The organism is Phaeobacter italicus, assembly GCF_019801785.1.
Taxonomy (GTDB): domain Bacteria; phylum Pseudomonadota; class Alphaproteobacteria; order Rhodobacterales; family Rhodobacteraceae; genus Phaeobacter; species Phaeobacter italicus.
Map to the genome: position 1 here is coordinate 348,334 of NZ_JAHVIJ010000002.1, position 22,643 is coordinate 370,976.

The following is a 22,643-nucleotide window of genomic DNA, read 5'->3' on the forward strand; positions in this document are numbered from 1 at the left end:
GGGAATGCGTGTCAAAATGCCTGTCCTATGCCAATGTAGAATTGCAGCCCATCTTCCGTGTCACCGTTGACCGGATAGGCCAGATCCAGTCGGATTGCGCCAATGCCGGTCACGTCGTAACGCAAGCCAACCCCGGCCCCTGCGTGTCTGGCGGAATCTGACGACACGAAACTCTCGCTGTCGACAAACCCCACGTCGTAAAACCCGACAAGCGTGATCTTCTCTGCAACCCTTGCGCGGATCTCACCGGACAGCGCGAGATATCCGCGGCCGCCGGAAATACCGCCAGCAGCAGGAACGCCGAGCGACTGGAATTCCTGTCCGCGCACCGATCCCGCACCACCAGAATAAAACAGAAGTGTCGGCGAGACCTCGGACACGCTGGGGCCAATGACGGAACCAAGCTGCATCCGGCCGGCCAGCACAATCCTGTCAGAACCGCCAAGAGACCGATAGGCACGCCCATCAAAACGCAGCTGGACGCCAGACTTTGTTCCGTCCACGCCAATAAAGGGCAGGACGCGTGCATCCAGGTAATAGCCGCTTGTGGCGCTCAGGCTGCTGTCACGGCCGTCATATTCCACCCGCAACCGGCCCAGAAGGAACTTGAACCGCCGTTTGCCATACACGTCTTCTGCAAGCGTGCTGGCAAAACCGAACGCTGCTTCGCCAAACAGCTTATCGGAATAGACGCGACGCACACCAAAGGCACCATAGCCCTGGGTGGCGGTGTAATGCTCTTCGTCCAGCTTTTCGGCCTCAAGCAGATAGAACTGGCTGTCGTCGGGCCCGAATGCCGCGGGGCGGTCCAGCCGAACCGCAATTCGTCCGTCCAAATCATTGGCGCTGCCAATGCCGGAAAGACGCGTTTCAAACCGTAGCCGCTCGGCCCCGCCAAAGAGATTGCGGTGGGTCCAGGTGCCGCTGACTTCCAACCCATCAGACGAGCTGATTTCGGCACCAAAGGTCAGCCTGCGTGGGGGCAGGTCTTCAATCGTTGCGACATAGTCCAGCGTGCCATCTGGATTGGCGCGTTCTTCTGGGCGGATGGTGACGGATGCGAAACTACCGGTGCGGCGCAACCGGGTGGCAGATTGCGACAAAAGATCAGGGTGGAACACTTCGCCGGTTGGAAAGCCTGCGATGCGTTGGATCGCATCGGGGCGCACCGCAGAGGCCGAGGCGAGTTTCAGCTGGCCAAAGCGCAGGCGGGGGCCGGGGGCAAGGCGCAGGCTGGCGTTCAGCCGCGCTTCGACGTGATTTGCCGTAATCGATTGCCCACCGACATCTGCCTGCGGATGGCCGGCATAACGCCAGTTCTCCACGCCGGCGTTGGCGGCATCGCGCAGCACGGCGGTGGTTGCGGTGCGGCCTGTCGCGAACGCTTCCGGGATGTCCACTTCCTGCGGTGAGGGCAGTGGCGCGATCTCTGCCCGCCCAAAAGTGAACTGGCGACCAGGGCGCACGGTTATGGCAATTTGATCAATGGACCTTGGCGGGTTCAGCAGCTGGATGGAGGCTGCCTCGCGACCATCCATGCGGATCTGCACGACGGGAGAGAAATAACCCTGATCGTACAGAACCTGCACCAGGGTCCGGTAATCAGAGAGAGCCGCTGCGAGAAGCGGCTGAACCCCGGTTTCGCCGCGTGCGCTTGCAGACAGGGTGGCAGAGGCGGCGCGCAGCCGGTCGCGCAGATCCCCGTCCGAGCCCGGTGCATCCAGCCGGGCCTCAACCGCAAGCGCCTTGCCCACGCCGCCACAAAGGAGCAGCGCTGCAACAGCGAGCGAGCACAAAGTACGAACCCAGCCCTGACGGGGAGCGATGGCCCCACCGGACCAGAGATGTTTCGGCGATTGAAGGGTGCGGCGCCGCTGAACTCGATAAAGTGACATGGGTGCTCCGGGCAGGGTGCAGAAATGGCCTTTCCCTGCCGAAGCGGTGACGCTGTGTCAGCTGCGACCGGGCAGGAACACAGCTAACATAGGGCCCGGGTTCGGTAAAACGACAATAACTTGAGACTGCAGGTGTTTGCGGGTCCGTGCCTACATCTGAGCGGCGCGAAACCAGGCCCGAATAGCGGCGCGGTCTTCGGGTTCCATATAGGTAATATTGGCCGGCGGCATGGCATGGGTCACACCCGCCTGCAGATAGATTTCATGCGCCCTGCTCGCGACATCGGCTTCGGTTTCCAGCAAAACGCCTTTTGGGGCGGTGCGGATACCGTCCCAGAATGGCTCGCGGGCATGGCACATGCTGCAGCGGCCAAGGACGATTTCATGGACGTCCTCGAAACCCTCGGCGTTGGCCATGACCAGAGCGGTGCCGCTCAATGTGGCCTCTTCGAATGCTTCGTCGCCTTCATGTTCCAGCCCAAGGGAGGACAGGATGATCACCCCCAGAAACAGAAGTGCAGTTGCCAGCCACGTCCAGGTCGGATTGCCCGCGCGGGCATGACGGGTGTTGAAATAGTGCCGGATCGTAACCCCCATCAGAAACACAAGTGCCGCGATCACCCAGTTGTATTCGCTCGAAAAGGCCAGCGGGTAATGGTTGGACAGCATCAGGAACACGACGGGAAGTGTCAGGTAGTTGTTGTGGGTGGAGCGCAGTTTGGCGATCTTGCCGTATTTGGCATCGGGGGTGCGGCCTTCCTGCAGGTCTTTCACCACGATGCGCTGGTTCGGCATAATGATGAAAAACACATTCGCGGTCATGATGGTCGCGGTAAAGGCACCAAGGTGCAGCATCATGGCCCGCCCGGTAAAGACCTGGTTCAGCCCCCAGCCCATCGCAACCAGCATCACGAACAACAGCACCATCAACAGCGTCGGGCGTTCGGCCAGGCCGGATTTGCATAGACGGTCATAGACCAGCCATCCAATCGACAGCGTTGCCGCCGAAATGAGGATCCCCTGCCAAAGCGCCAGATCCGCTTTGGATTGGTCGATCAGATACAACTCGCCGCCGACCCAATAGACGACCATCAGCAGGGCAAAGCCGGACAGCCAGGTCGAATAGCTTTCCCATTTGAACCAGGTCAGATGATCCGGCATCTCTGCCGGAGCGACGAGGTATTTGCGGATGTGATAGAACCCACCACCGTGTACCTGCCATTCCTCGCCGTGGGCTCCGGGCGGAAGATCTGGTGCCTTGCGCAGTCCAAGATCCAGCGCGATGAAATAGAAAGACGAGCCGATCCAAGCGATCGCGGTGATCACATGCAGCCAGCGGATGGCAAATCCCAGCCAATCCCACATCATCAACAGCTCAAACATTGCGTCTTTGTCCTTCGTATCCTTGGCATTGCGCTATGAGGCCTGCCCGCGCAGTCTCGCCTTTGGCTAGGCGGAATGAGGGCAGGGCAGTTCCGTCACCCTAGGCAAACCCGTGTTTCTTCGGTATTCCCATATACTGCCAAACTGTATCAAAAAAACTGGAACAATCGCAGGTCGCGTCATGTCTTATCTCGATAACATCCGCACATTTGTTCGCGTCTACGAACTGGGGTCCATGTCTGCGGCTGGACGGGATCTGCGGGTATCGCCGGCGGTGACCTCGGCCAGAATTTCCCAGCTTGAGGAATATCTTGGCGTGCGCCTGTTCCAGCGCACCACGCGCAACCTGACTGCAACCGAACAGGGGCGTGCCTTTTACGATGGGGCCGTTGCGGTGCTGGATGCGGTGGATGAGGCCGAGGCAAAGGTCATGCATCTGACCGAAACCCCGCGCGGGACGTTGTTTGTGGCTGCGCCTCTCGGGTTGGGGCGTCGCCTTTTGGCTCCGCAAGTGCCAGAGTTCCTGGCCAGATATCCCGAAATCAACCTGCGCCTGCGCCTGTCAGACCGAGCCGTCGACCTGACCAGCGAAGGATTGGATCTGGCCTTTTTCCTTGGCCAGCCGGAGGACAGCAACCTGCGCATCCGCAAGATCGCGGATTGTCCGCGTGTGCTGTGTGCAGCACCTGACTACATTGCGCGTCGCGGAATGCCCAAGGACGGCAGTGCCTTGTTGCGGGATGGGCATGATTGCCTGAATCTTCGCTATCCGGGAGCAAGTGAATTTCAATGGCTTTTGCAGACAGCGGATGGCCCACGACGCTTTGCCGTCAGCGGGCGGTACGAATGCGATGATGGCGATGTGCTGACCGATTGGGCGCTGGCGGGTGAGGGGATCATCCTCAAGCCGGAGTTCGAGGTTGCCGATCATCTGACCTCTGGGCGGCTGGTTCCCGTCGCCGCCCAAACCCCACCTGTGCCGGTTCAACTGGCCTGCCTTTACACCCATCGCCGCCACCAGGATCCGAAAACCCGGCTGTTCATGGAATACATGATTGCACAACTCAGCGAGGTGTTGCGCCAGTCTGGTGCTGCGGGGGCAGACTGATCTCGCCCAACCCGTGGATCAGCTGCCGCGATAGGTTGAATAGCCAAAGGGCGACAGCAGCAACGGCACATGATAGTGGGCACTGCCGTCGGTGATGCCAAAGCGGATCGGGACTTCATCAAGGAACAAAAGTTCCCCCGATGCCTGACCGCTGGCGCGCAGGTATTCTCCGGCTTCGAATACCAGCTCATAGGTTCCGGTCACAAAATCCTTCTTCGGCAAGATGGGGCTGTCGGTGCGGCCATCGGCATTGGTCAGCATGCGCGCCAGTTCGGTCCGACCGCGTTCATCGAGACGGTACAGGCGGATCTGCAGACCCGCAGCAGGGCAACCCCGTGCGGTATCCAGAACATGGGTGGTCAGATAGCCGGCGTCTGATTGGGTGCTCATCGTCAGTGTCCTCCTGCTGGGCCCTTTGCATCTGCCTGATGCGCCGAGGCGCTGCAAACATGCGTGTTCTGATAGTGTATTCGGGAAAATTTGAAAAATGGCCGTGATCTTCTGCCATAGTAATGTCCTGATACCGTTTGAAAAGAGGCGTCCTTTCCATGAACAGATACCCCCGCAACATGATCGGCTATGGCGCGACACCGCCGGATGCCGCCTGGCCCGGTGGGGCCAAGGTCGCGGTGCAATTTGTGCTGAACTATGAAGAGGGCGGCGAGAACAATATCCTGCATGGGGATGCGGGATCTGAGGCTTTTCTGTCAGATATTGCCGGTGCAGCACCATGGCCGGGGCAGCGTCATTGGAACATGGAATCGATCTACGACTACGGCGCCCGTGCCGGTTTTTGGCGCCTGCACCGGATGTTCACGGCTGCGGGGATTCCGGTCACCATCTATGGCGTGGCGACGGCGTTGGCCCGCTCTCCCGAACAAGTGGCCGCGATGAAATCTGCGGGCTGGGAAATTGCCTCTCACGGGTTGAAGTGGGTCGAGCACAAGGACATGCCCGAGCCAGAAGAGCGCGCAGCGATTGCAGAGGCCGTTCGGCTCCATACCGAGGTCGTGGGTGAACGGCCGCGTGGCTGGTACACGGGACGCTGCAGCGAGAACACGGTGCGGTTGGTGGCCGAAGAGGGCGGTTTCGACTACGTCTCTGACACCTATGACGATGATCTGCCGCATTGGATGGAATTTGGCGATCGCGACCAGCTGATTATCCCCTACACGCTTGAGGCCAACGATATGCGGTTCGCAACCGCGCCGGGCTACATTACCGGAGAGCAGTTTTTTCAGTATCTCAAGGATGCTTTTGATCTGCTTTATACCGAGGGAGAGGCCGGGGCCCCCAAGATGATGTCCATCGGGTTGCACTGCCGTCTGATTGGCCGTCCGGGCAAAGCAGCAGGGCTGAAGCGGTTTCTCGACTACATCAGCGGTTTTTCTGACGTGTGGTGCCCGCGCCGCATTGATATTGCAGAACATTGGGCCGCGACCCACCCCCATCAGCGCCGGGACCGGCCCAGCACGATGGCGAGAGACGAATTTGTCGCCGCATACGGCGGTATCTTTGAACACTCTCCCTGGATCGCGGAACGCGCCTTTGATCTCGAACTGGGACCAGCCCATGACCGTGCAGCGGGGCTGCATAATGCCCTGTGCCGGATGTTCCGCTCTGCCAGCGAAGACGAGCGTCTGGGCGTTTTGCGCGCTCACCCGGATCTTGCGGGGAAACTGGCGGCGGCCAAGCGCCTGACAGCAGAAAGCACGTCAGAGCAGGCCTCTGCCGGGCTGGATGCGCTGACCGACGCGGAGCGCGCTCGCTTTAGTGAACTCAACGCGGCCTATGTCGAAAAACACGGCTTTCCCTTTATCATTGCGGTGCGTGATCACGATAAGGCGTCTATTTTGCAGGCGTTTGTTCAGCGCATCGAAAATGACCGTGCGACAGAATTTGACGAGGCTTGCAGGCAGGTAGAGCGCATCGCAGAGTTTCGTCTGATGGATCTGCTGCCATGAAGCAATTGGATCGGTGGCCGGTTTCCAGCGTGCAGGGGGCGTCATGCAGACAATCGTAATCCAACCGATGACCGCAGCGGCCTTTGCGCCGTTTGGAGATCTGATCGACTGTTCCGGCGCTGCTGACAAAATCATCAATCAGGGCCTGTGCGGTCGGTTCCATGACCGCGCGCAGATGGATTTTGCCGACGGGCGCGCAGGCATCAGCCTGTTTCGTGCCGAGCCGCGTCATCTGCCGTTATCGCTTGAAATGGTGGAGCGCCACCCAGAGGGCAGTCAGGCCTTCATCCCCATGAGCGAACATGGCTTTCTGGTGATTGTGGCCCCGGACGATGCGGGAAAGCCGGGTCAGCCGCTGGCATTTGAAACGGCACCGGGGCAGGCGATCAACTTTCATCGGGGCACCTGGCACGGTGTGCTGACACCGCTGCATGCGCCCGGACTTTTTGCCGTTGTCGATCGCATAGGGGACGGCGGCAATCTCGAAGAACACTGGTTTGAAACTGCTTTTCAAGTGGTTCGACCCTGAAACGCATCAAGCGGCGCATCCCTGCAGGGGCTGCGCCGTTTTCATTTACTGAAGGCAGTCCAGAAAACGAGGCTGCCGCACCAAAGACCAAAGAAAGACCAATAGAAAAAGATCAAACAGAGAGGGACAAACCATGGCCGACGGGTCGATTGGAACGCCGGATCAGTTGAAAGATCCGAACTACACGCCACCACTGGGCAAGGCCGTACCGCTGGGAATTCAGCACGTATTGGCGATGTTCGTGTCAAACGTCACGCCAGCAATCATTGTTGCGGGCGCTGCGGGGTTTGGCTTTGGATCGAACTCGCCCGATTTTCCAGAGCTGTTGTATCTGATCCAGATGTCGATGCTGTTTGCAGGGGTGGCGACCCTGATGCAGACGCTGACAATTGGGCCGGTTGGGGCTGCCCTGCCGATTGTGCAGGGCACGAGTTTTGCGTTTCTGCCCATCATGATCCCGCTGGTGGCGGGCAAGGGGGTTGATGCGCTGGCAGCGCTCTACGGCGGTGTTCTGGTCGGCGGCGTCTTTCACGCAGCGCTGGGGCTGGTGATTGGGCGTATTCGTTTTGCTCTGCCACCGCTTGTCACCGGTCTGGTTGTCACGATGATCGGTCTCGCCCTGGTCAAGGTGGGCATCCAATATGCCGCCGGAGGTGTGCCGGCGATTGGGACGCCGGAATATGGCTCGCTTCTTAACTGGTCCGCCGCACTTGTTGTGATCGTCGTCACCTTGGGGCTCAAGTTTTTTGCCCGCGGGATGCTGTCGGTTTCGGCTGTTCTGATGGGGCTGATCGTGGGGTACGCCTATGCGATGTTGATGGGAATGGTCACGGTCGAGGCAATCGGTACCAGCTGGTCGCGCGCCGCGAGTTTTGCCCTGCCGGTGCCGTTCAAATATGGGCTGGAGTTCTCCTTTGCGGCCATTCTGGGGTTCTGCCTGATGGCCTTTGTGTCGGCTGTCGAAACCGTGGGCGATGTCAGCGGTATCGCGCGGGGTGGCGCCGGGCGCGAAGCAACCGACGAAGAAATTGCCGGGGCAACCTATGCTGATGGTCTTGGCTCTGCCGTGGCGGGGATTTTTGGCGGTTTGCCGAACACGTCTTTCAGTCAGAATGTGGGCCTGATCGCGATGACCGGCGTGATGAGCCGCCACGTCGTGACCATTGGCGCGCTCTTCCTGATCCTCTGCGGGCTGGTGCCTAAGGTGGGGGCGATTATCCGCACCATTCCGATTGAGGTGCTGGGCGGTGGCGTGATCGTCATGTTCGGCATGGTCGTGGCTGCGGGCATTTCCATGCTGTCCGATGTGGACTGGAACCGCCGCAATATGGTGATCTTTGCGATTTCGCTTTCGGTCGGACTTGGTCTGCAGCTAGAGCCTGGCGCGGTGCAGTATCTGCCAGATACGCTGCGGGTTCTGATGACATCGGGCCTGTTGCCGGCGGCGCTAATTGCAATCGTGCTGAATTTGGTTCTGCCGCAAGAGCTGGCCAGTGAGGCAACGGAAGAGGTCTCTGGCGGGCTGTCGGGTCAGGGGCGTGGCAGCCTGCCTGGCCGTTGATCGACAGAGCAGCGACTTTCAGGGCAAAAAATGGGCCGCGTCAGGGATGGCGCGGCCCTTTGCTATGTCTGTGGCGGGGCTTTCAACCAGCCATCAGGCGCGCCATGTCGATCATGCGCGCGGAAAAGCCCCATTCGTTGTCATACCAGCCAAACAGCCGCAGCTGGTGGTCAGCGACGCTGCGGCTCTCTGGCCCCGCCAGGATCAGCGATTCAGGACGCGCGCGCAGATCAGAGGACACCAGCGGGTGATCCGTCCATCCCAGAACGGGCGAGACATCAACAGCCCCGCGCAGGGCCGTATCGGCGAAGTCCTCTGCAAGCGGGGTTTTGGTCCGAACGACCAGATCGACGGCAGAAACGCTGGCGGTGGGGACACGCACGGCAGCGCCGCTGATACGCCCGGCCAGATGCGGCATGACCTCATCAATGAGATGCATGGCGGAGGTTGTGGTTGGCACCATCGACAGCGCCCCAGCGCGTGAGCGTGCGAAATCCCCGCGCGGTGCATCGACCATCGGCTGAGAGTTGGTGTAGCAGTGGATCGTGGTCATGTGGCCGCTGTCGATCCCGACAAGCTGGTCGACCAGCTTGACCAGTGGAGCCAATCCGTTTGTGGTGCAGGACGCGTTGGAGATGATGCGCGCGTCTCCAAGCTCGTCTTCATTCGCGCCCAGAACCACCGTGCGTTCAGCTGCGGGGGAGGGGCCGGAGATCAGCACCTTGCGCGCCCCGGCCGACAGCCCGCGCTCCGCAACATCGGAGGTGCGGGCAATACCGGTACATTCCAACACCACGTCAACGCCAGTCAGGTCCAGCGTGCTCAGATCTGCGGTCTGGCTAAAGGCAATACGTCGCCCGGCAACAACAAGCGCGCCGTCTTCGGTACGGACGTCTTCGGGAAAGGGGCCAAAGGTGCTGTCGTATTGGAACAGGTAGGCACACATGTCCAAGGGGGCGATGTCATTGATGCGCACCACCTCGATCCCGTCGCCGCGTGGCGTCGTCAGGATCTGGCGCAAGATTGCGCGGCCGATGCGGCCGAATCCGTTGAGTGCTATTTTCATGCCCAAGCTATGACAGGGCAGGCAATGGGGCTCAATCCGCAACAGCGGCAATTGCGTCGTGGTTTCGGTCACAATTGCCTGTGCAGTGTTTCAGGTGGGCAAGGGGCGCGTGATTTGTGTCAGTCGCAGCTGATACGCGCGAAATACGCACCGCTGATCGTGCGCATCATCGTATTCGTATGAACGCGGCAGCCGGTTGCGCCTCGCAGGGCGCGCGCGGCTTGTCTCGCGCTCAGCAGCGAGGGACGGCGAAACGCCTCAAGCTTGGGGTTTTGGCGTACGGCCATGTAGATCGGTGCATCTACGCCCAGCCGTTCGGTCGCCTTGGCGTGTACAGGCGTGTCTTCGACGACCGGTCCGACGTGCCATATCGCGCCCTCGACCGTCACGGAGGTTAGTCCCGCTGCTGGGTCAGACCCCGCGGCGAGCGGGCTGGCGGGCAGGGATGTGATCGCAGCGAGCAGGCCCGCTGCAATCATGAGGCGGAGGGTTGATTGCTGGCAGTTTGACATGGGGGCACCTCGGCTGGTTCGGGTGGGTCACGGAACTAGACCCATCCACCACAGCTTGCCCATGCCTGGGTGCGCTGCATAGGGGAAAACCGACAGCGCAACCGCATTGCCCGCTACTCAGCGCAGCGGGCTGAGCGGCATGTGGCGATTGACGTCCTTGTAAAGCAGATAGCGGAACCGCCCGGGTCCACCCGCATAACAGGCCTGCGGGCAAAACGCGCGCAACCACATGAAATCACCCGCTTCAACCTCGACCCAGTCCTGGTTGAGCCGGTAAACGGCCTTTCCCTCCAGCACAAAGAGCCCGTGCTCCATGACGTGGGTTTCCGCAAACGGGATGACGCCGCCGGGTTCGAAGGTGACAATGGTCACATGCATGTCATGGGACAGATCTGCAGGATCTACAAAGCGGGTCGTGGCCCATCGGCCTTCGGTGCCCGGCATCGCAGTTGGGGCCACGTCGCGTTCATTGGTGATCAGGGGGGCGGGTTTGCTGACACCAGGCGCGGCTTCCCACCGTTTGCGGATCCAGTGAAAACCGGCGGCGGTGTCAGAGCGGTTGTGCAAAGTCCAGGACGCGCCCGCCGGGATATAGGCATAGCCGCCATCTTCCAGCTGATGCGTGTCGCCGTCTATGCGCAGCGTGAGCTGGCCCTCGGTGACAAACAACACAGATTGCGCGCCTGCGTCGCTCTCGGGGGTGTCGGATCCGCCGCCGGGCTGAAGCTCCACGATATATTGCGAAAAGGTTTCGGCAAACCCGCTGAGCGGGCGGGCGATGACCCACATCCGCATGCCGTCCCAGCCGGGCAGGAACGAGGTGGTGATATCTCGCATGGTTCCTTTCGGGATCACCGCATAGGCATCGGTGAACATTGCCCGATCGGTCAAGAGCTGCTCCTGCCCCGGATGCCCCCCCTTGGGGGTGTAGTAACGCGGTGGGGTCATTTGTGATCCTTTCCTCATGCGATGGATCAGTTATGCGCCGCCCCCTCGGTGGGTCCAAGGGGGGCAGAGCAGGTAACATTCTTCGTGAAATTTTGAATATGGGCTGCGACGCGCGCCAACGGGCACCTATCGCCCCATGCTCAGAGCTCGGCGAGTGCCTGGCTTTGACGCAATTCGGCTGCACAGACTTGCAGCGCACGCAGCGACCGTTCGGTATCCTGCGCTGGTGTGACGCCGCGCGGAGAGGAACTGCCCACCACAATCGGGGTCTGGCCAGGGCGTGAAACCGGCACCGCATAGCCGACAATTCCGGTTTCAAATTCGCTGTCCGTCACGGCATAGCCGCGTTCCCGCGCGAGACTGACCCGTGACAGGATCTGCGCAGGCTCGGTCAGCGACTGTTCCGTATGGCGGGGGATTTCTGCGTGGGCCAGAACCTCTGCTGCGTCCTCGACCGTCAGGCAGGCCATCAGCATCCGGCCCAAGCTGGTATGGACCAGCGGGATATGGGCGCCGGCGGTAAAGCCATATGTGATCGGCGCATGTTCGACGGTGGATTGCGCCAGCAAGAGAACGCGCCCCTGATCCAATGTGGCCAACGTAATTTCGGCATCCAGGCTGGCGGCGTGACGGTTCAGCACTGGCTGGATCTTGCGGCCAAAGTGATTGGCCTGAAGAAACCCGCCCGACAACGCCAGCACTTTCGGGGTCAGCGACAGAACGCGGCCCTGTTGGCGCAGGTAGCCGGCCTGCACCAAAGTCAGTGCACCCCGCCGGGCCGTTGCCCGATCTTGTCCGGTGCGCCGTGCAATCTCGGCCAGTGTCAGTGTCGGAGTGGCGGCATCAAATACCGCAAGCACGGCCAGCCCTTTGGCAAAGCTCGAGGAAATATTGCGATCTTGGTCAGTCATGGTGTCTTTCAAAACGAACGGGGCGGGTCCAGCCAGCGAATGAACCTGCGTCAAAATAGTCTCGGGACAGATCATTGGTGCGCCACCTGTGTGCCGTCAACCCGCTAGACGACCCCCTTGCGCCATCAGCGTCACGACGCCACGTTGCTGCAGGTTTTCCCGAAAACGCGTTATTGGATAGCATGTTAAGCATCGTTCAATCGGGGGTTACTTTTTCACCGAATTTTCACATAAGGGTCTGGACCTTAAACTCTTTTTTGTTCAACCCTTCAATTATACCAACGTGTAACAAGCGCCCGCATGGCGCCGTCATCATCAGGCGCCAGAATGGGCTCTCTTGCGGCAGGACCAACTGCCGAACTGCCCGGATGCTGCTGCGCGCCGCAGGCAGGGACGAGAGCAGACATGAGCAGCACGGTTGCCAAAGGGGATCTGGCCAGCATGGGTCTACTGGGCACCACCGCCTGTGAGCAGGCAGAGGCGGTGATCGCGCAGGCCGCAGCGGCGCGGTTGGAAACCATCCGTGTCCTGTTCGTCGACCAGCATGGCATCCTGCGCGGCAAGACAATCGTGGCGTCTGCCTTCAGGCGGCTGTTTGAATGCGGGATCGCGGTTCCTTCGACGCTGCTGCTGAAGGACACGGCACATCGCACCGCCTTTCCTGTCTGGAGCGAAAACCCGGAGGACGAAGTCACCCCGATGCAGGGGGCGAGTGACGTCCTGTTGGTGCCAAGGCCTGAGAGTTTTCGGGTCCTCCCCTGGTCGCCGCACTCTGCCTGGATCTTCTGCCATGTCGCGTTTCATGACGGCGCACCGGTGCCGTTTGGCTCGGCCCATGTGCTTGCGCGGGCGATGGATACCTTGTCGGAACAGGGGATGGAGCTGGTTGTCGGGCTCGAAGTTGAGTTCCAGATCTTCGAGCGGGTGGACCCCTCGCTTGGTCACAGCCAATCCGGGATGCCCGGCGTTCCGATCCAGACCCGCAATCTGATCCAGGGGTATCAATATCTGACCGAAACCCGCTATGGAGAGGCCGAAGCCATTCTGGACAGGCTGCGTCGCCATGCCCAGGCTCTCGGTCTGCCGGTGCGCACGGTCGAGATCGAGATGGGGCCAAGCCAGTTCGAGTTCACGTTCGAACATGCCGACCCGTTGACCCAGGCCGATGCGATGGTGATGTTTCGCACAATGGTCAAAGAGGTCTGTGCCGCGCAGGGGCTGCACGCCAGTTTTATGCCCAAGCCCCGCCAGGATCACGCAATGGCCAACGGCTGGCATATCCACCAATCCCTGACCGTTCCCTCTAGTGGCCGCAATCTATTTATGCCGGAAACCGCAGAGACCCTGACGCCCGAGGCAAGTGGCTGGATGGCGGGGCTCCTCACCCATGCAGAGGCGATGTCGGTGCTCGTTGCGCCCACCGTCAACAGCTACAAGCGATATCTGCCGTTCCAGCTGGCTCCCAATCGGGTACAATGGGGGCGGGACAACCGCGGCGCAATGCTGCGGGCATTGATGCGGCCCGGCGATCAGGGCAGCCGTGTCGAAAACCGTGCGCCAGACAGTTCCGCCAATCCGTATTTCGCGCTCGCGGCGCAGATCATTGCTGGCAGCGAGGGGATCGCGGCAGGGCGTCAGGCGCCAGCACCGACGGTTTCGCCTTATTCCGATGATGCGCAAAAACTGCCGCGTTCCTTGGGGCAGGCGCTGCAGGCGTTTCGGGCCTCTGACCTGTTCAGAACTGCGCTGGGTCAGGATGTGGTCGACTATATCTCGCACCTCAAAGAGGTCGAATGGGCCCGCTATCTCGACACCGTAAGCGAGTGGGAGCAGGCAGAGTATTTCAATCTCTACTGACCTGTTGACGGGTCGCAATCTGCCCTTGCGTCAGTCAGCGGTTGTGATTCGGGTAATCCACTGACGAGGTTGAAAAAAATAATTGCACATAAAAAGCGGCAATAGCCCGGTTCAAAGCGGCATATTCGGCATTTGTTTATTGCGAGGCGGCAGGTGCCTTGCTAGTGTATGTGCGCGTATGCGGGAGAACCGGCGCAGCTGCTGTCACGGCCGCTGACACCGGTGCCGAAGGAGCAACCGCCCCGGAAACTCTCAGGCACAAGGGACCGTACACGCGCATCAACTCTGGAGAGATCCGGTCAAAGCCGGACGCCGAAGGGATAACGATCTCAGGCGAAGGGACAGAGGGGGCATCAGGTTGCACAGGTGTTCCTGTGCGCAATCCAGGTGCCGGAAACTGCCGTCATTTCTGACCAGCCCGGCCCGTGTTTATGGGACGGACACGCATGTCGGCTGACACGACGTCGAGTGATTTGAAGAAGACCCCTTTGTTTGACCTCCACCAGGAGCTGGGTGGAAAAATGGTGCCTTTCGCCGGCTATGCGATGCCGGTGCAGTATCCGATGGGCATCATGGGTGAGCACAGCCATACACGCACCAGAACTGGTCTTTTTGACGTAAGCCACATGGGGCAGGTGATCCTGACCGGTGACAGCTATGAAGCAGTCGCAAGGGCGTTCGAAACCCTCGTCCCGATGGATGTGCTGGGCCTGAAGGAGGGCCGCCAGCGCTATGGTCTGTTCACCAATGATGCAGGCGGCATCGAGGACGATCTGATGTTTGCCAATCGCGGGGATCATCTGTTTGTGGTCGTCAATGCGGCATGCAAGGACGCTGATATCGCCCGGATGAAAGCCTCGCTGGAACCAGCTGTCACCGTGACGCCGGTGACCGATCGCGCCCTTGTTGCGCTACAGGGGCCGGGCGCCGAGGCCGCACTGGCGGCGTTGACCCCTGCGGCGAGAGATATGTCCTTTATGGATGTGGCCACGCTGGATCTGGACGGGGTGGAAATTTGGGTGTCGCGCTCGGGCTACACCGGCGAAGATGGCTATGAGATTTCCATCCCCGAAGCTCATGCCGAAACAGTTGTTCGCAAGCTGCTGGCACAGGACGGCGTGGCGCCTATCGGGCTCGGCGCCCGTGACTCGCTGCGGCTTGAGGGCGGCATGTGTCTCTATGGTCATGATATCGATGCAACCACCGGGCCGATCGCGGCGTCGCTTGGTTGGGCTATTCAGAAGGTGCGCCGCCCCAACGGTGATCGTGCCGGCGGCTTTCCGGGGGCAGCGGCCGTTTTTGCGGAAATCGAGGCCGGTGCATCGCAACGCCGTGTCGGGCTCAAACCCGAAGGGCGCGCGCCGATGCGCGAAGGGGTTCTGCTGTTCAAAGATGCCGAAGGAGGTGAGCCCATTGGTCGCGTGACCTCCGGCGGATTTGGCCCCACTGTCGGTGGCCCTGTTGCGATGGGCTACGTGTCCGCTGACCTCAGTCAGGTCGGAACTACCCTGTTTGGTGAGCTGCGTGGAAAACGCCAGCCCATCACCGTTCATGCGCTGCCCTTCGTGGCGGCCAATTTCAAGCGCTGATCCCGGCGCAATTCCCCAGCCATCTGCAAAGGAAGAGACAGATGAAATACACCGAAGAACATGAATGGCTGCTGGCCGAAAGCGACGATCTGATCACCGTCGGCATCACCAATCACGCGGCTGAACAGCTGGGTGACGTGGTTTTCGTGGAACTGCCCGAGGTCGGCACCGAGGTTTCCAAGGACGATGAAATCGTGGTGATCGAATCCGTCAAGGCGGCTTCCGATATTCTGGCACCGCTGGATGGTGAAATCGTCGAGGTAAACGAGGCCCTGGCGGACAACCCCGGCAAGGTAAACGAAGATCCGCAGGGCGAAGCCTGGTTCTGCAAGATCAAGCCGTCTGATCTGTCACCGATGGACGATTACATGGATGAAGCCGGTTACAAGGACTTCATCGGTTAATCCCTTCGGCCCCGCCTGCGCAATGTTGCGCGGCGGGGTTTTTTGATCGCTGTTCCCGCATTTTCAGCGGTGTCATTCCGCATGCCCGGGCCAGCCCGCAGCATCCCGCTGCCTTAACCTCCTGTTGCTGAAGAGGGCGACACATGTCTTTTGAACCCACGGACTATCTGCCGTATGACTTTGCCAACCGCCGCCATATTGGCCCGTCTCCCGAAGAGATGGACGACATGCTGGCCGTGGTCGGCGCCGAGAGCCTGGATGCGCTGATCGACGACACCGTGCCGGCCACGATCCGCCAGGCCGCCGCGCTGGAGTTTGGCCGCCCTCTGTCGGAACGCGAACTGCTGCACCACATGCGTGAGGTCGCAGGCAAGAACGTTCCGAAAACCTCGCTGATCGGCCAGGGCTACCACGGCACCGTGACCCCGCCCGCCATTCAGCGCAACATCCTGGAAAACCCGGCCTGGTACACCGCCTACACGCCCTATCAGCCCGAAATCTCCCAGGGGCGTCTTGAGGCGCTGTTGAACTTCCAGACCATGATCTCGGATTTGACCGGTCTGGAAATTGCCAATGCCTCGCTTCTGGACGAGGCCACCGCCTGCGCCGAAGCGATGACCGTGGCCCAACGGGTTTCCAAATCGAAAGCCAAGGCGTTTTTTGTCGACCGCGACTGCCACCCGCAGAACATCGCCGTGATCCAGACCCGCGCCGAGCCGCTGGGGATCGAGGTCATTGTCGGCAACCCTGACAAGCTGGAGGCGGACAAGGTCTTTGGCGCCATCTTCCAATACCCCGGTACCTACGGCCACGTGCGCGATTTCACCGACCACATCGCCCAGCTGCATGCGCATAAGGCCATCGGCATCGTTGCAGCCGACCCGCTGTCGCTGACCCTGCTGAAAGAGCCGGGCGCAATGGGCGCGGATATCGCTGTCGGCTCGACCCAGCGCTTTGGTGTGCCTGTGGGCGCAGGCGGTCCGCACGCGGCCTATATGGCGACCAAGGACGCCTACAAGCGGTCAATCCCCGGCCGGATTGTCGGCGTTTCGGTCGATGCGCATGGAAACCGGGCCTATCGTCTGTCGCTGCAGACCCGCGAACAGCACATCCGCCGCGAAAAGGCGACCTCCAACGTCTGCACCGCGCAGGCCCTGCTGGCGGTGATGGCGTCTATGTATGCAGTCTTCCACGGGCCCAAGGGGCTGAAGGCCATCGCGCAGCGGATCCATCGCAAAACCGTGCGTCTGGCCCGCGGGCTGGAAGGGGCCGGGTTCAGCGTTGATCCCAGATCCTTCTTCGATACGATCACCGTGGATGTGGGGCCGCTGCAATCGGCGGTGCTGAAATCCGCGGTAGATGAGGGGCTGAACCTGCGTCGCGTTGGCGAAACCCGGGTTGGTATCACCCTCGATGAAGTGACCCGCCCCGAAACCATCGAAGCGGTCTGGCGTGCCTTTGGCATTCGCCGCAAGGATGATGACTTCACGCATGAATACCGGGTGCCGGAGAACATGCACCGCACGTCGGAGTATCTGACGCATCCGATTTTCCACATGAACCGGGCCGAGACAGAGATGATGCGCTACATGCGTCGCCTCGCGGATCGCGATCTGGCGCTGGACCGTGCGATGATCCCGCTGGGCTCCTGCACGATGAAGCTCAACGCCGCGGCGGAAATGATGCCGCTCAGCTGGCCGGAGTTCGCAAATATCCACCCCTTTGCGCCTGCGGATCAGATGCAGGGCTATGCAGAGATGGTTCGCGATCTCTCCGGCAAACTGTGCCAGATCACCGGGTATGATGCGATTTCCATGCAGCCGAACTCCGGCGCGCAGGGTGAATACGCAGGCTTACTGTCCATCGCGGCCTATCATCGCGCCAACGGGCAGGGCCACCGCAACATCTGTCTGATCCCGATGTCCGCTCATGGCACCAACCCGGCTTCTGCCCAGATGGTGGGGTGGAAGGTTGTCGTGGTGAAATCCGCCGACAACGGCGATATCGACCTCGATGATTTCCGCGAAAAGGCAGAGAAACACGCCGAAAACCTCGCAGGCTGCATGATCACCTATCCCTCGACCCACGGCGTGTTCGAGGAAACCGTGCATGAGGTCTGCAAGATCACCCACGATCATGGCGGGCAGGTCTATATCGACGGGGCCAATATGAACGCCATGGTTGGCCTGTCGCGTCCCGGAGATCTGGGCGGCGATGTGAGCCACCTGAACCTTCACAAGACCTTTGCCATTCCCCACGGCGGCGGTGGCCCCGGCATGGGTCCGATTGGCGTCAAGGCGCATCTGCAGCCGCATCTGCCCGGCCACCCGGAAACCGGCGGGCAGGAGGGTCCGGTCTCGGCCGCGCCCTTCGGCTCTGCCTCGATCCTGACCATCAGCTGGGCCTACTGCCTGATGATGGGCGGCGCGGGTCTGACGCAGGCGACAAAGGTGGCGATCCTCAATGCCAACTACATCGCCAAACGTCTCGAAGGGGCCTATGACGTGCTTTACAAGGGGCCCACGGGCCGCGTCGCGCATGAGTGCATTCTGGACACTCGCCCGTTCGAGGCCAGCGCAAATGTCACCGTGGACGATGTTGCCAAACGTCTGATCGACAGCGGTTTCCATGCACCAACAATGTCCTGGCCCGTTGCGGGCACCCTGATGGTGGAGCCGACAGAATCCGAGACCAAGGCCGAGCTGGACCGTTTCTGCGAGGCCATGCTGTCGATCCGCGAGGAAATCCGCGCGGTCGAGGCAGGGGAAATGGACGCAGAGAACAACGCGCTGAAGAACGCCCCTCACACGATGGAAGACCTCGTGAAAGACTGGGATCGCCCCTATTCCCGCGAACAGGGCTGCTTCCCTCCGGGGGCGTTCCGGGTGGACAAATACTGGCCGCCGGTCAACCGCGTCGACAACGCTTACGGCGACCGGCATCTGGTCTGCACCTGCCCCCCGATGGAAGACTACGCCGAGGCGGCTGAGTAAATCGCTGACAAACGGGCCCTTCGGGGCCCGTTTTTCTGTCCTGTGCGGCCTATCCATCCGTGACGTCCCGTCACGCGGCTGGACAGCGACACAACCCCCGCGCCATGCTGCCGCCAAGGGAAACAACACAAAGAGGCGCCGGGATGGACATGAACTTGGGTATGCGCAGCGAAAACCGCGCGCTTCTGGAACGGGTGGCGGCGATGATCCGCGACGAGATCATGCCGATGGAGGCCGAATATCACGCCGAGATCTCCAAGGGGGATCGCTGGCAATATACAGACCGGCAGGCCGAAATCCTTGAAGGCCTGAAAGCCAAGGCCAAGGCAGAGGGGCTGTGGAATTTCTGGCTCACCGACAGTGACAAGGGGTTTGGTCTCTCCACCGTGGAATATGCCTATTTCGCTGAGGAAATGGGTAAAACGCCGCTCGGGGCAGAGGTTTTCAACTGCTCTGCGCCGGATACCGGCAATATGGAGGTGTTCGAACGCTACGGCAGCGAGGCGATGAAACAGCAATGGCTCGCCCCGCTCCTGCAGGGAGAGATCCGCTCTGCCTATCTGATGACAGAGCCTGATGTGGCCAGCTCGGACGCCACCAATATCGCCATGTCCTGCGTGCGCGATGGCGATGACTACGTGCTGAATGGCGAAAAATGGTGGGCCTCCGGTGCCGGGGATCCGCGCTGCAAGGTTTATATCGTCATGGTGCGCACCGGCGGGGACGACCTGCCCAAACACAAGCGCCAGTCAATGATCGTGGTGCCTGCGGATGCGCCGGGGATCGAGGTGCTGCGCCCGATGGAGGTCTACGGCCACGACGATGCCCCCCACGGCCATATGCACATCCGCTTTTCAGATGTGCGGGTGCCTGCTGAAAACATGCTGCTGGGCGAAGGGCGCGGGTTCGAGATCGCCCAAGGCCGCCTTGGGCCGGGGCGTATCCACCACTGCATGCGGGCCATTGGTCAGGCTGAAAGCGCGCTGGAACAGCTCTGCCGCCGCTCGCTGCGCCGCGAGGCCTTTGGCAAGCCGCTGGCCCAGCTGGGCGCCAACTACGACATCATCGCCGAATGCCGGATGGAGATCGAAATGGCCCGTCTCCTCTGCCTCAAGGCGGCATGGTACATGGATCAGGGGGACCCCCGCGCTGCCGCCCCCTGGATCAGTCAGATCAAGGTGGTCGCCCCCCGCGTCGCGCTGAAGGTGATCGACGAGGCGGTGCAGATGCACGGCGGGCAGGGCATCAGTCAGGACACTCCGCTGGCGCAGGCCTGGACCCATGTGCGCACCCTGCGCCTTGCCGATGGTCCGGATGCCGTCCACCGCAGGCAGGTCGCGCGGGCAGAGCTAAAGGCCTACAGTCAGGAAGACCTGGGCTGAAATAGCACGACAGAAAAAAGCAAAAGGCGCCACCGATAAGGTTGGCGCCTTTTTGCTGCGTTCTCTTATCTGTCTGAAAACAATCAGCAAAGGCTCGTTCTGAACGCTCTCACGTCGCAATCGTGACGTCGAGGAAATTCTCTGTGGATATCTTGCCGACGTACACGTCAGTCGTTATACGCACGCTCTCCGGTCGCAGCCTACCCGGATATCAAAACAAGGACTGAAAACTTGAAAACACTTGTCATTTGCTCGGGCGGGCTCGATTCCGTGTCCCTTGCCCATGTACTTGCTGCTCAAGGGCAGCTGTCGCGTTTGGTGTCGTTCGACTACGGACAGCGCCACCGCAAGGAACTCGACTACGCCGCCGCCTGCGGGCAGCGGCTTGGGGTTCCACATGAGATCATTGATATGCGTTCGATCGGTGCTGCGCTCAGCGGCTCGGCGTTGACGGATGATATCGATGTGCCGGACGGGCATTACGCCGAAGAGACCATGAAGGTCACTGTCGTGCCCAACCGGAACGCCATCATGCTGACCATTGCCTACGGGATTGCCGCCGCCAAGGGCGACACGGCTGTCGCAACCGCGGTTCATGGCGGCGATCACTTCATCTACCCGGATTGTCGTCCGGCCTTTACCGACGCCTTTGACGCGATGCAGCGCATGGCGCTGGATGGCTATGCTGACGTGTCGCTGGTGACGCCTTTCGTGCATCGCTCCAAAGGGGACATTGTCGCCGCAGGCGCGGCCGTGAACACCCCCTTTGCCGAGACATGGTCCTGCTACAAGGGCGGCGAACATCACTGCGGGCGCTGCGGCACCTGCGTAGAGCGGCGCGAGGCCTTTGATCTGGCGGGGGTTGAGGATCCGACAGTCTATGCTGATCCCGATTTCTGGCGCACAGCGATCATAGACGGGGGTGCGTGATGTTCCGGATCACCAAGGAATTCCACTTCTCCGCGTCCCATCAGCTGACGCATCTGCCAGCGGATCACCAATGTGCCAGGCTGCATGGGCACAACTATATCGTGGTGGTCGAACTGGCGGGGGCCGAGCTGAACAGCGATGGTTTTGTGCGGGACTATCACGAGCTTGCACCGCTGAAGAATTACATCGACGGCAGCTTTGATCATCGCCATCTGAATGACGTGATGGAGGGCCCCTCCACCGCAGAAAACATGGCGCGCCACTTCTACGATTGGTGCGTGTCGCGTTGGCCGGAAACCGCCGCTGTGCGGGTGTCCGAGACCCCGAAAACCTGGGCTGAGTATCGACCATGAGTTTACGTATCGCCGAAATTTTCGGCCCCACGATCCAGGGTGAAGGTGCCCTGATCGGGGAGCCGACAGTCTTTGTGCGCACAGGCGGTTGCGATTATCGCTGCAGCTGGTGCGACAGTCTCCATGCGGTGGACAGCAAGTTCCGCGACACATGGATGCCAATGACAACTCGCGACGTCTGGGCAGAGGTCACGCATCTCAGCGGCGGGCAGCCGTTGACCGTGTCTCTGTCCGGCGGCAACCCGGCCATCCAGGACTTTGCCGAGTTGATCGCCATGGGAAAAGAGGCGGGCTATCGCTTTGCCTGCGAAACCCAGGGATCGATCAGCCAGGCCTGGTTCAGCAAGCTGGACACGCTTGTGCTCAGCCCGAAACCGCCGTCCAGCGGACACAAGGCCGATTGGCTCAAATTCGCATCCTGTTTGGCGGCTGCAAAAGACTGCCCAAACGTGGTGCTGAAGATCGTGGTCTTTGACGAAGTGGACTACGACTGGGCGCGCGCAGTGGCGGATCGTTACCCGGAACTGCCGCTCTACCTTCAGCCCGGCAACCCGACGGTCGATCCTGAAACTCCCGTTGATCTGACAGAGACGACCGCCCGCCTGCGTTGGTTGATCGACAAGGTCACAGCCGACAAGTGGTTTGCCCCGCGTGTGCTGCCGCAACTGCATGTCCTTGTCTGGGGCAATCAGCGCGGCGTCTGACCGGCGCAAGAGACCATATCGCAGGATCCCATTGGAGACGCATCATGAGTGAAGATATCTACCAAAACCTCAAACAACTGGGCGGTGCCACCGTCATGCCGTCCAGCCCGGAAGACGCCGAATTGGAGCGCGTCGAAAATCCGCAGGCCGATGTGGCCTACAACGTGCGTTTCACAGCGCCGGAGTTCACGTCCCTCTGCCCGATGACGGGCCAGCCCGATTTCGCCCATCTGGTGATCGACTATGTCCCCGGCAAATGGCTGGTGGAAAGCAAATCGCTAAAGCTGTTCCTTGGCTCGTTCCGAAATCACGGTGCCTTCCACGAGGATTGCACTGTCTCCATCGCGCGCCGTCTCGCCGATTTCCTGGAGCCCCAATGGCTCCGGATTGGCGGATATTGGTATCCGCGCGGTGGTATTCCCATTGATGTCTTCTGGCAGACCGGGCCGCTGCCAGACGGCGTATGGATCCCCGATCAGGGCGTGCCGCCCTATCGTGGGCGGGGTTAAGATCTGCATCAGACAGATCATCCCCACCCGGCAGCGCCATACAGG

The 22,643-nt window shown here is 60.8% G+C and carries 20 protein-coding genes and 1 riboswitch; of the genes, 13 read left to right on the forward strand and 7 right to left on the reverse strand.

The annotated features are described in order from the left end of the window. Nucleotides 1-11: 11 nt before the first annotated feature. Together KUV39_RS06015 and KUV39_RS06020 are read right to left on the reverse strand one after the other, a co-directional pair. Nucleotides 12-1,895: an autotransporter assembly complex protein TamA gene (locus KUV39_RS06015; protein ID WP_222459240.1), complete on the reverse strand. Its 1,884-nt coding sequence runs from the start codon at nt 1,893-1,895 to the stop codon at nt 12-14. Nucleotides 1,896-2,045: 150 nt separating this feature from the next. Continuing rightward, nucleotides 2,046-3,278, reverse strand: a complete 1,233-nt coding sequence (locus KUV39_RS06020) for a urate hydroxylase PuuD (protein ID WP_222459241.1) — start codon at nt 3,276-3,278, stop codon at nt 2,046-2,048. A gap of 181 nt (nt 3,279-3,459) precedes the next feature. Here KUV39_RS06020 and KUV39_RS06025 point away from each other — a divergent pair, with 181 nt between their 5' ends. Continuing rightward, nucleotides 3,460-4,386: a LysR family transcriptional regulator gene (locus tag KUV39_RS06025; RefSeq protein ID WP_222459242.1), complete on the forward strand. Its 927-nt coding sequence runs from the start codon at nt 3,460-3,462 to the stop codon at nt 4,384-4,386. 18 nt (nt 4,387-4,404) lie between these two features. On the opposite strand, the gene uraH is transcribed toward KUV39_RS06025, so the two are convergent. Then, nucleotides 4,405-4,776 (reverse strand): hydroxyisourate hydrolase, encoded by a 372-nt coding sequence (uraH, locus tag KUV39_RS06030; RefSeq protein ID WP_046210703.1) that lies wholly within the window; start codon nt 4,774-4,776, stop codon nt 4,405-4,407. Nucleotides 4,777-4,934: 158 nt separating this feature from the next. On the opposite strand from uraH, the gene puuE reads away from it, so the two are divergent. The 3 genes from puuE to KUV39_RS06045 all read left to right on the forward strand — a co-directional run bounded on the left by puuE (nt 4,935) and on the right by KUV39_RS06045 (nt 8,440). Continuing rightward, on the forward strand, nt 4,935-6,350 hold the full coding sequence (puuE, locus tag KUV39_RS06035) for an allantoinase PuuE (RefSeq protein WP_222459243.1): 1,416 nt from the start codon (nt 4,935-4,937) through the stop codon (nt 6,348-6,350). 43 nt (nt 6,351-6,393) lie between these two features. After that, nucleotides 6,394-6,879 carry an ureidoglycolate lyase gene (locus KUV39_RS06040; protein ID WP_222459244.1) on the forward strand — a complete coding sequence of 162 codons (486 nt, stop codon included), beginning with the start codon at nt 6,394-6,396 and terminating at the stop codon, nt 6,877-6,879. Nucleotides 6,880-7,012: 133 nt separating this feature from the next. Further along, the gene (locus KUV39_RS06045) at nt 7,013-8,440 is read left to right on the forward strand and encodes a uracil-xanthine permease family protein (protein ID WP_008562663.1); all 1,428 of its coding nucleotides are present in this window, start codon (nt 7,013-7,015) and stop codon (nt 8,438-8,440) included. A gap of 82 nt (nt 8,441-8,522) precedes the next feature. On the opposite strand, the gene KUV39_RS06050 is transcribed toward KUV39_RS06045, so the two are convergent. The 4 genes from KUV39_RS06050 to KUV39_RS06065 all read right to left on the reverse strand — a co-directional run bounded on the left by KUV39_RS06050 (nt 8,523) and on the right by KUV39_RS06065 (nt 11,877). Next, nucleotides 8,523-9,506 carry a type I glyceraldehyde-3-phosphate dehydrogenase gene (locus KUV39_RS06050; RefSeq protein WP_222459245.1) on the reverse strand — a complete coding sequence of 328 codons (984 nt, stop codon included), beginning with the start codon at nt 9,504-9,506 and terminating at the stop codon, nt 8,523-8,525. A 119-nt stretch (nt 9,507-9,625) separates the two neighbouring features. Then, nucleotides 9,626-10,018 (reverse strand): hypothetical protein, encoded by a 393-nt coding sequence (locus KUV39_RS06055; RefSeq protein ID WP_244998251.1) that lies wholly within the window; start codon nt 10,016-10,018, stop codon nt 9,626-9,628. Between the two features lie 117 nt (nt 10,019-10,135). Next, the gene (locus tag KUV39_RS06060) at nt 10,136-10,966 is read right to left on the reverse strand and encodes a bifunctional allantoicase/(S)-ureidoglycine aminohydrolase (protein ID WP_222459246.1); all 831 of its coding nucleotides are present in this window, start codon (nt 10,964-10,966) and stop codon (nt 10,136-10,138) included. Nucleotides 10,967-11,106: 140 nt separating this feature from the next. Then, nucleotides 11,107-11,877, reverse strand: coding sequence for an IclR family transcriptional regulator domain-containing protein (locus KUV39_RS06065; RefSeq protein WP_046210901.1), 771 nt, complete (start codon nt 11,875-11,877; stop codon nt 11,107-11,109). Nucleotides 11,878-12,282: 405 nt separating this feature from the next. Between KUV39_RS06065 and KUV39_RS06070 the strand changes: the two genes are divergently transcribed. The 9 genes from KUV39_RS06070 (at nt 12,283) to queF (ending at nt 22,598) form a co-directional block, all read left to right on the forward strand. Next, the gene (locus tag KUV39_RS06070) at nt 12,283-13,734 is read left to right on the forward strand and encodes a glutamine synthetase family protein (RefSeq protein WP_222459247.1); all 1,452 of its coding nucleotides are present in this window, start codon (nt 12,283-12,285) and stop codon (nt 13,732-13,734) included. 275 nt (nt 13,735-14,009) lie between these two features. After that, nucleotides 14,010-14,089: riboswitch (glycine riboswitch) on the forward strand. A gap of 91 nt (nt 14,090-14,180) precedes the next feature. Beyond that, a complete protein-coding gene (gene gcvT / locus KUV39_RS06075) occupies nt 14,181-15,323 on the forward strand; it encodes a glycine cleavage system aminomethyltransferase GcvT (RefSeq protein ID WP_222459248.1) in 1,143 nt (380 codons plus the stop codon). 41 nt (nt 15,324-15,364) lie between these two features. Beyond that, on the forward strand, nt 15,365-15,727 hold the full coding sequence (gene gcvH, locus KUV39_RS06080; protein ID WP_222459249.1) for a glycine cleavage system protein GcvH: 363 nt from the start codon (nt 15,365-15,367) through the stop codon (nt 15,725-15,727). A gap of 143 nt (nt 15,728-15,870) precedes the next feature. Next, nucleotides 15,871-18,720, forward strand: a complete 2,850-nt coding sequence (gene gcvP / locus KUV39_RS06085; RefSeq protein ID WP_222459250.1) for an aminomethyl-transferring glycine dehydrogenase — start codon at nt 15,871-15,873, stop codon at nt 18,718-18,720. A 143-nt stretch (nt 18,721-18,863) separates the two neighbouring features. Further along, the gene (locus tag KUV39_RS06090; protein ID WP_222459251.1) at nt 18,864-20,102 is read left to right on the forward strand and encodes an acyl-CoA dehydrogenase family protein; all 1,239 of its coding nucleotides are present in this window, start codon (nt 18,864-18,866) and stop codon (nt 20,100-20,102) included. Nucleotides 20,103-20,333: 231 nt separating this feature from the next. Continuing rightward, nucleotides 20,334-21,032 carry a 7-cyano-7-deazaguanine synthase QueC gene (gene queC / locus KUV39_RS06095; RefSeq protein WP_222459252.1) on the forward strand — a complete coding sequence of 233 codons (699 nt, stop codon included), beginning with the start codon at nt 20,334-20,336 and terminating at the stop codon, nt 21,030-21,032. Continuing rightward, nucleotides 21,032-21,385 (forward strand): 6-carboxytetrahydropterin synthase QueD, encoded by a 354-nt coding sequence (queD, locus tag KUV39_RS06100; protein WP_046210713.1) that lies wholly within the window; start codon nt 21,032-21,034, stop codon nt 21,383-21,385. The genes queC and queD overlap by 1 nt, the downstream gene beginning before the upstream one ends. Continuing rightward, on the forward strand, nt 21,382-22,089 hold the full coding sequence (gene queE, locus KUV39_RS06105; RefSeq protein WP_222459253.1) for a 7-carboxy-7-deazaguanine synthase QueE: 708 nt from the start codon (nt 21,382-21,384) through the stop codon (nt 22,087-22,089). Before queD ends, queE begins: the two co-directional genes overlap by 4 nt. Nucleotides 22,090-22,133: 44 nt before the next feature. Further along, nucleotides 22,134-22,598, forward strand: a complete 465-nt coding sequence (gene queF, locus KUV39_RS06110; RefSeq protein WP_008559824.1) for a preQ(1) synthase — start codon at nt 22,134-22,136, stop codon at nt 22,596-22,598. Nucleotides 22,599-22,643 lie beyond the last annotated feature (45 nt).

Coding starts and splice junctions, on each gene's coding strand:
- KUV39_RS06015 (WP_222459240.1), bottom strand. CDS start 1,895: ATGTCACTTTATCGAGTTCAGCGGCGCCGCACCCTTCAATCGCCGAAA.
- KUV39_RS06020 (WP_222459241.1), bottom strand. CDS start 3,278: ATGTTTGAGCTGTTGATGATGTGGGATTGGCTGGGATTTGCCATCCGC.
- KUV39_RS06025 (WP_222459242.1), top strand. CDS start 3,460: ATGTCTTATCTCGATAACATCCGCACATTTGTTCGCGTCTACGAACTG.
- uraH (WP_046210703.1), bottom strand. CDS start 4,776: ATGAGCACCCAATCAGACGCCGGCTATCTGACCACCCATGTTCTGGAT.
- puuE (WP_222459243.1), top strand. CDS start 4,935: ATGAACAGATACCCCCGCAACATGATCGGCTATGGCGCGACACCGCCG.
- KUV39_RS06040 (WP_222459244.1), top strand. CDS start 6,394: ATGCAGACAATCGTAATCCAACCGATGACCGCAGCGGCCTTTGCGCCG.
- KUV39_RS06045 (WP_008562663.1), top strand. CDS start 7,013: ATGGCCGACGGGTCGATTGGAACGCCGGATCAGTTGAAAGATCCGAAC.
- KUV39_RS06050 (WP_222459245.1), bottom strand. CDS start 9,506: ATGAAAATAGCACTCAACGGATTCGGCCGCATCGGCCGCGCAATCTTG.
- KUV39_RS06055 (WP_244998251.1), bottom strand. CDS start 10,018: ATGTCAAACTGCCAGCAATCAACCCTCCGCCTCATGATTGCAGCGGGC.
- KUV39_RS06060 (WP_222459246.1), bottom strand. CDS start 10,966: ATGACCCCACCGCGTTACTACACCCCCAAGGGGGGGCATCCGGGGCAG.
- KUV39_RS06065 (WP_046210901.1), bottom strand. CDS start 11,877: ATGACTGACCAAGATCGCAATATTTCCTCGAGCTTTGCCAAAGGGCTG.
- KUV39_RS06070 (WP_222459247.1), top strand. CDS start 12,283: ATGAGCAGCACGGTTGCCAAAGGGGATCTGGCCAGCATGGGTCTACTG.
- gcvT (WP_222459248.1), top strand. CDS start 14,181: ATGTCGGCTGACACGACGTCGAGTGATTTGAAGAAGACCCCTTTGTTT.
- gcvH (WP_222459249.1), top strand. CDS start 15,365: ATGAAATACACCGAAGAACATGAATGGCTGCTGGCCGAAAGCGACGAT.
- gcvP (WP_222459250.1), top strand. CDS start 15,871: ATGTCTTTTGAACCCACGGACTATCTGCCGTATGACTTTGCCAACCGC.
- KUV39_RS06090 (WP_222459251.1), top strand. CDS start 18,864: ATGGACATGAACTTGGGTATGCGCAGCGAAAACCGCGCGCTTCTGGAA.
- queD (WP_046210713.1), top strand. CDS start 21,032: ATGTTCCGGATCACCAAGGAATTCCACTTCTCCGCGTCCCATCAGCTG.
- queE (WP_222459253.1), top strand. CDS start 21,382: ATGAGTTTACGTATCGCCGAAATTTTCGGCCCCACGATCCAGGGTGAA.
- queF (WP_008559824.1), top strand. CDS start 22,134: ATGAGTGAAGATATCTACCAAAACCTCAAACAACTGGGCGGTGCCACC.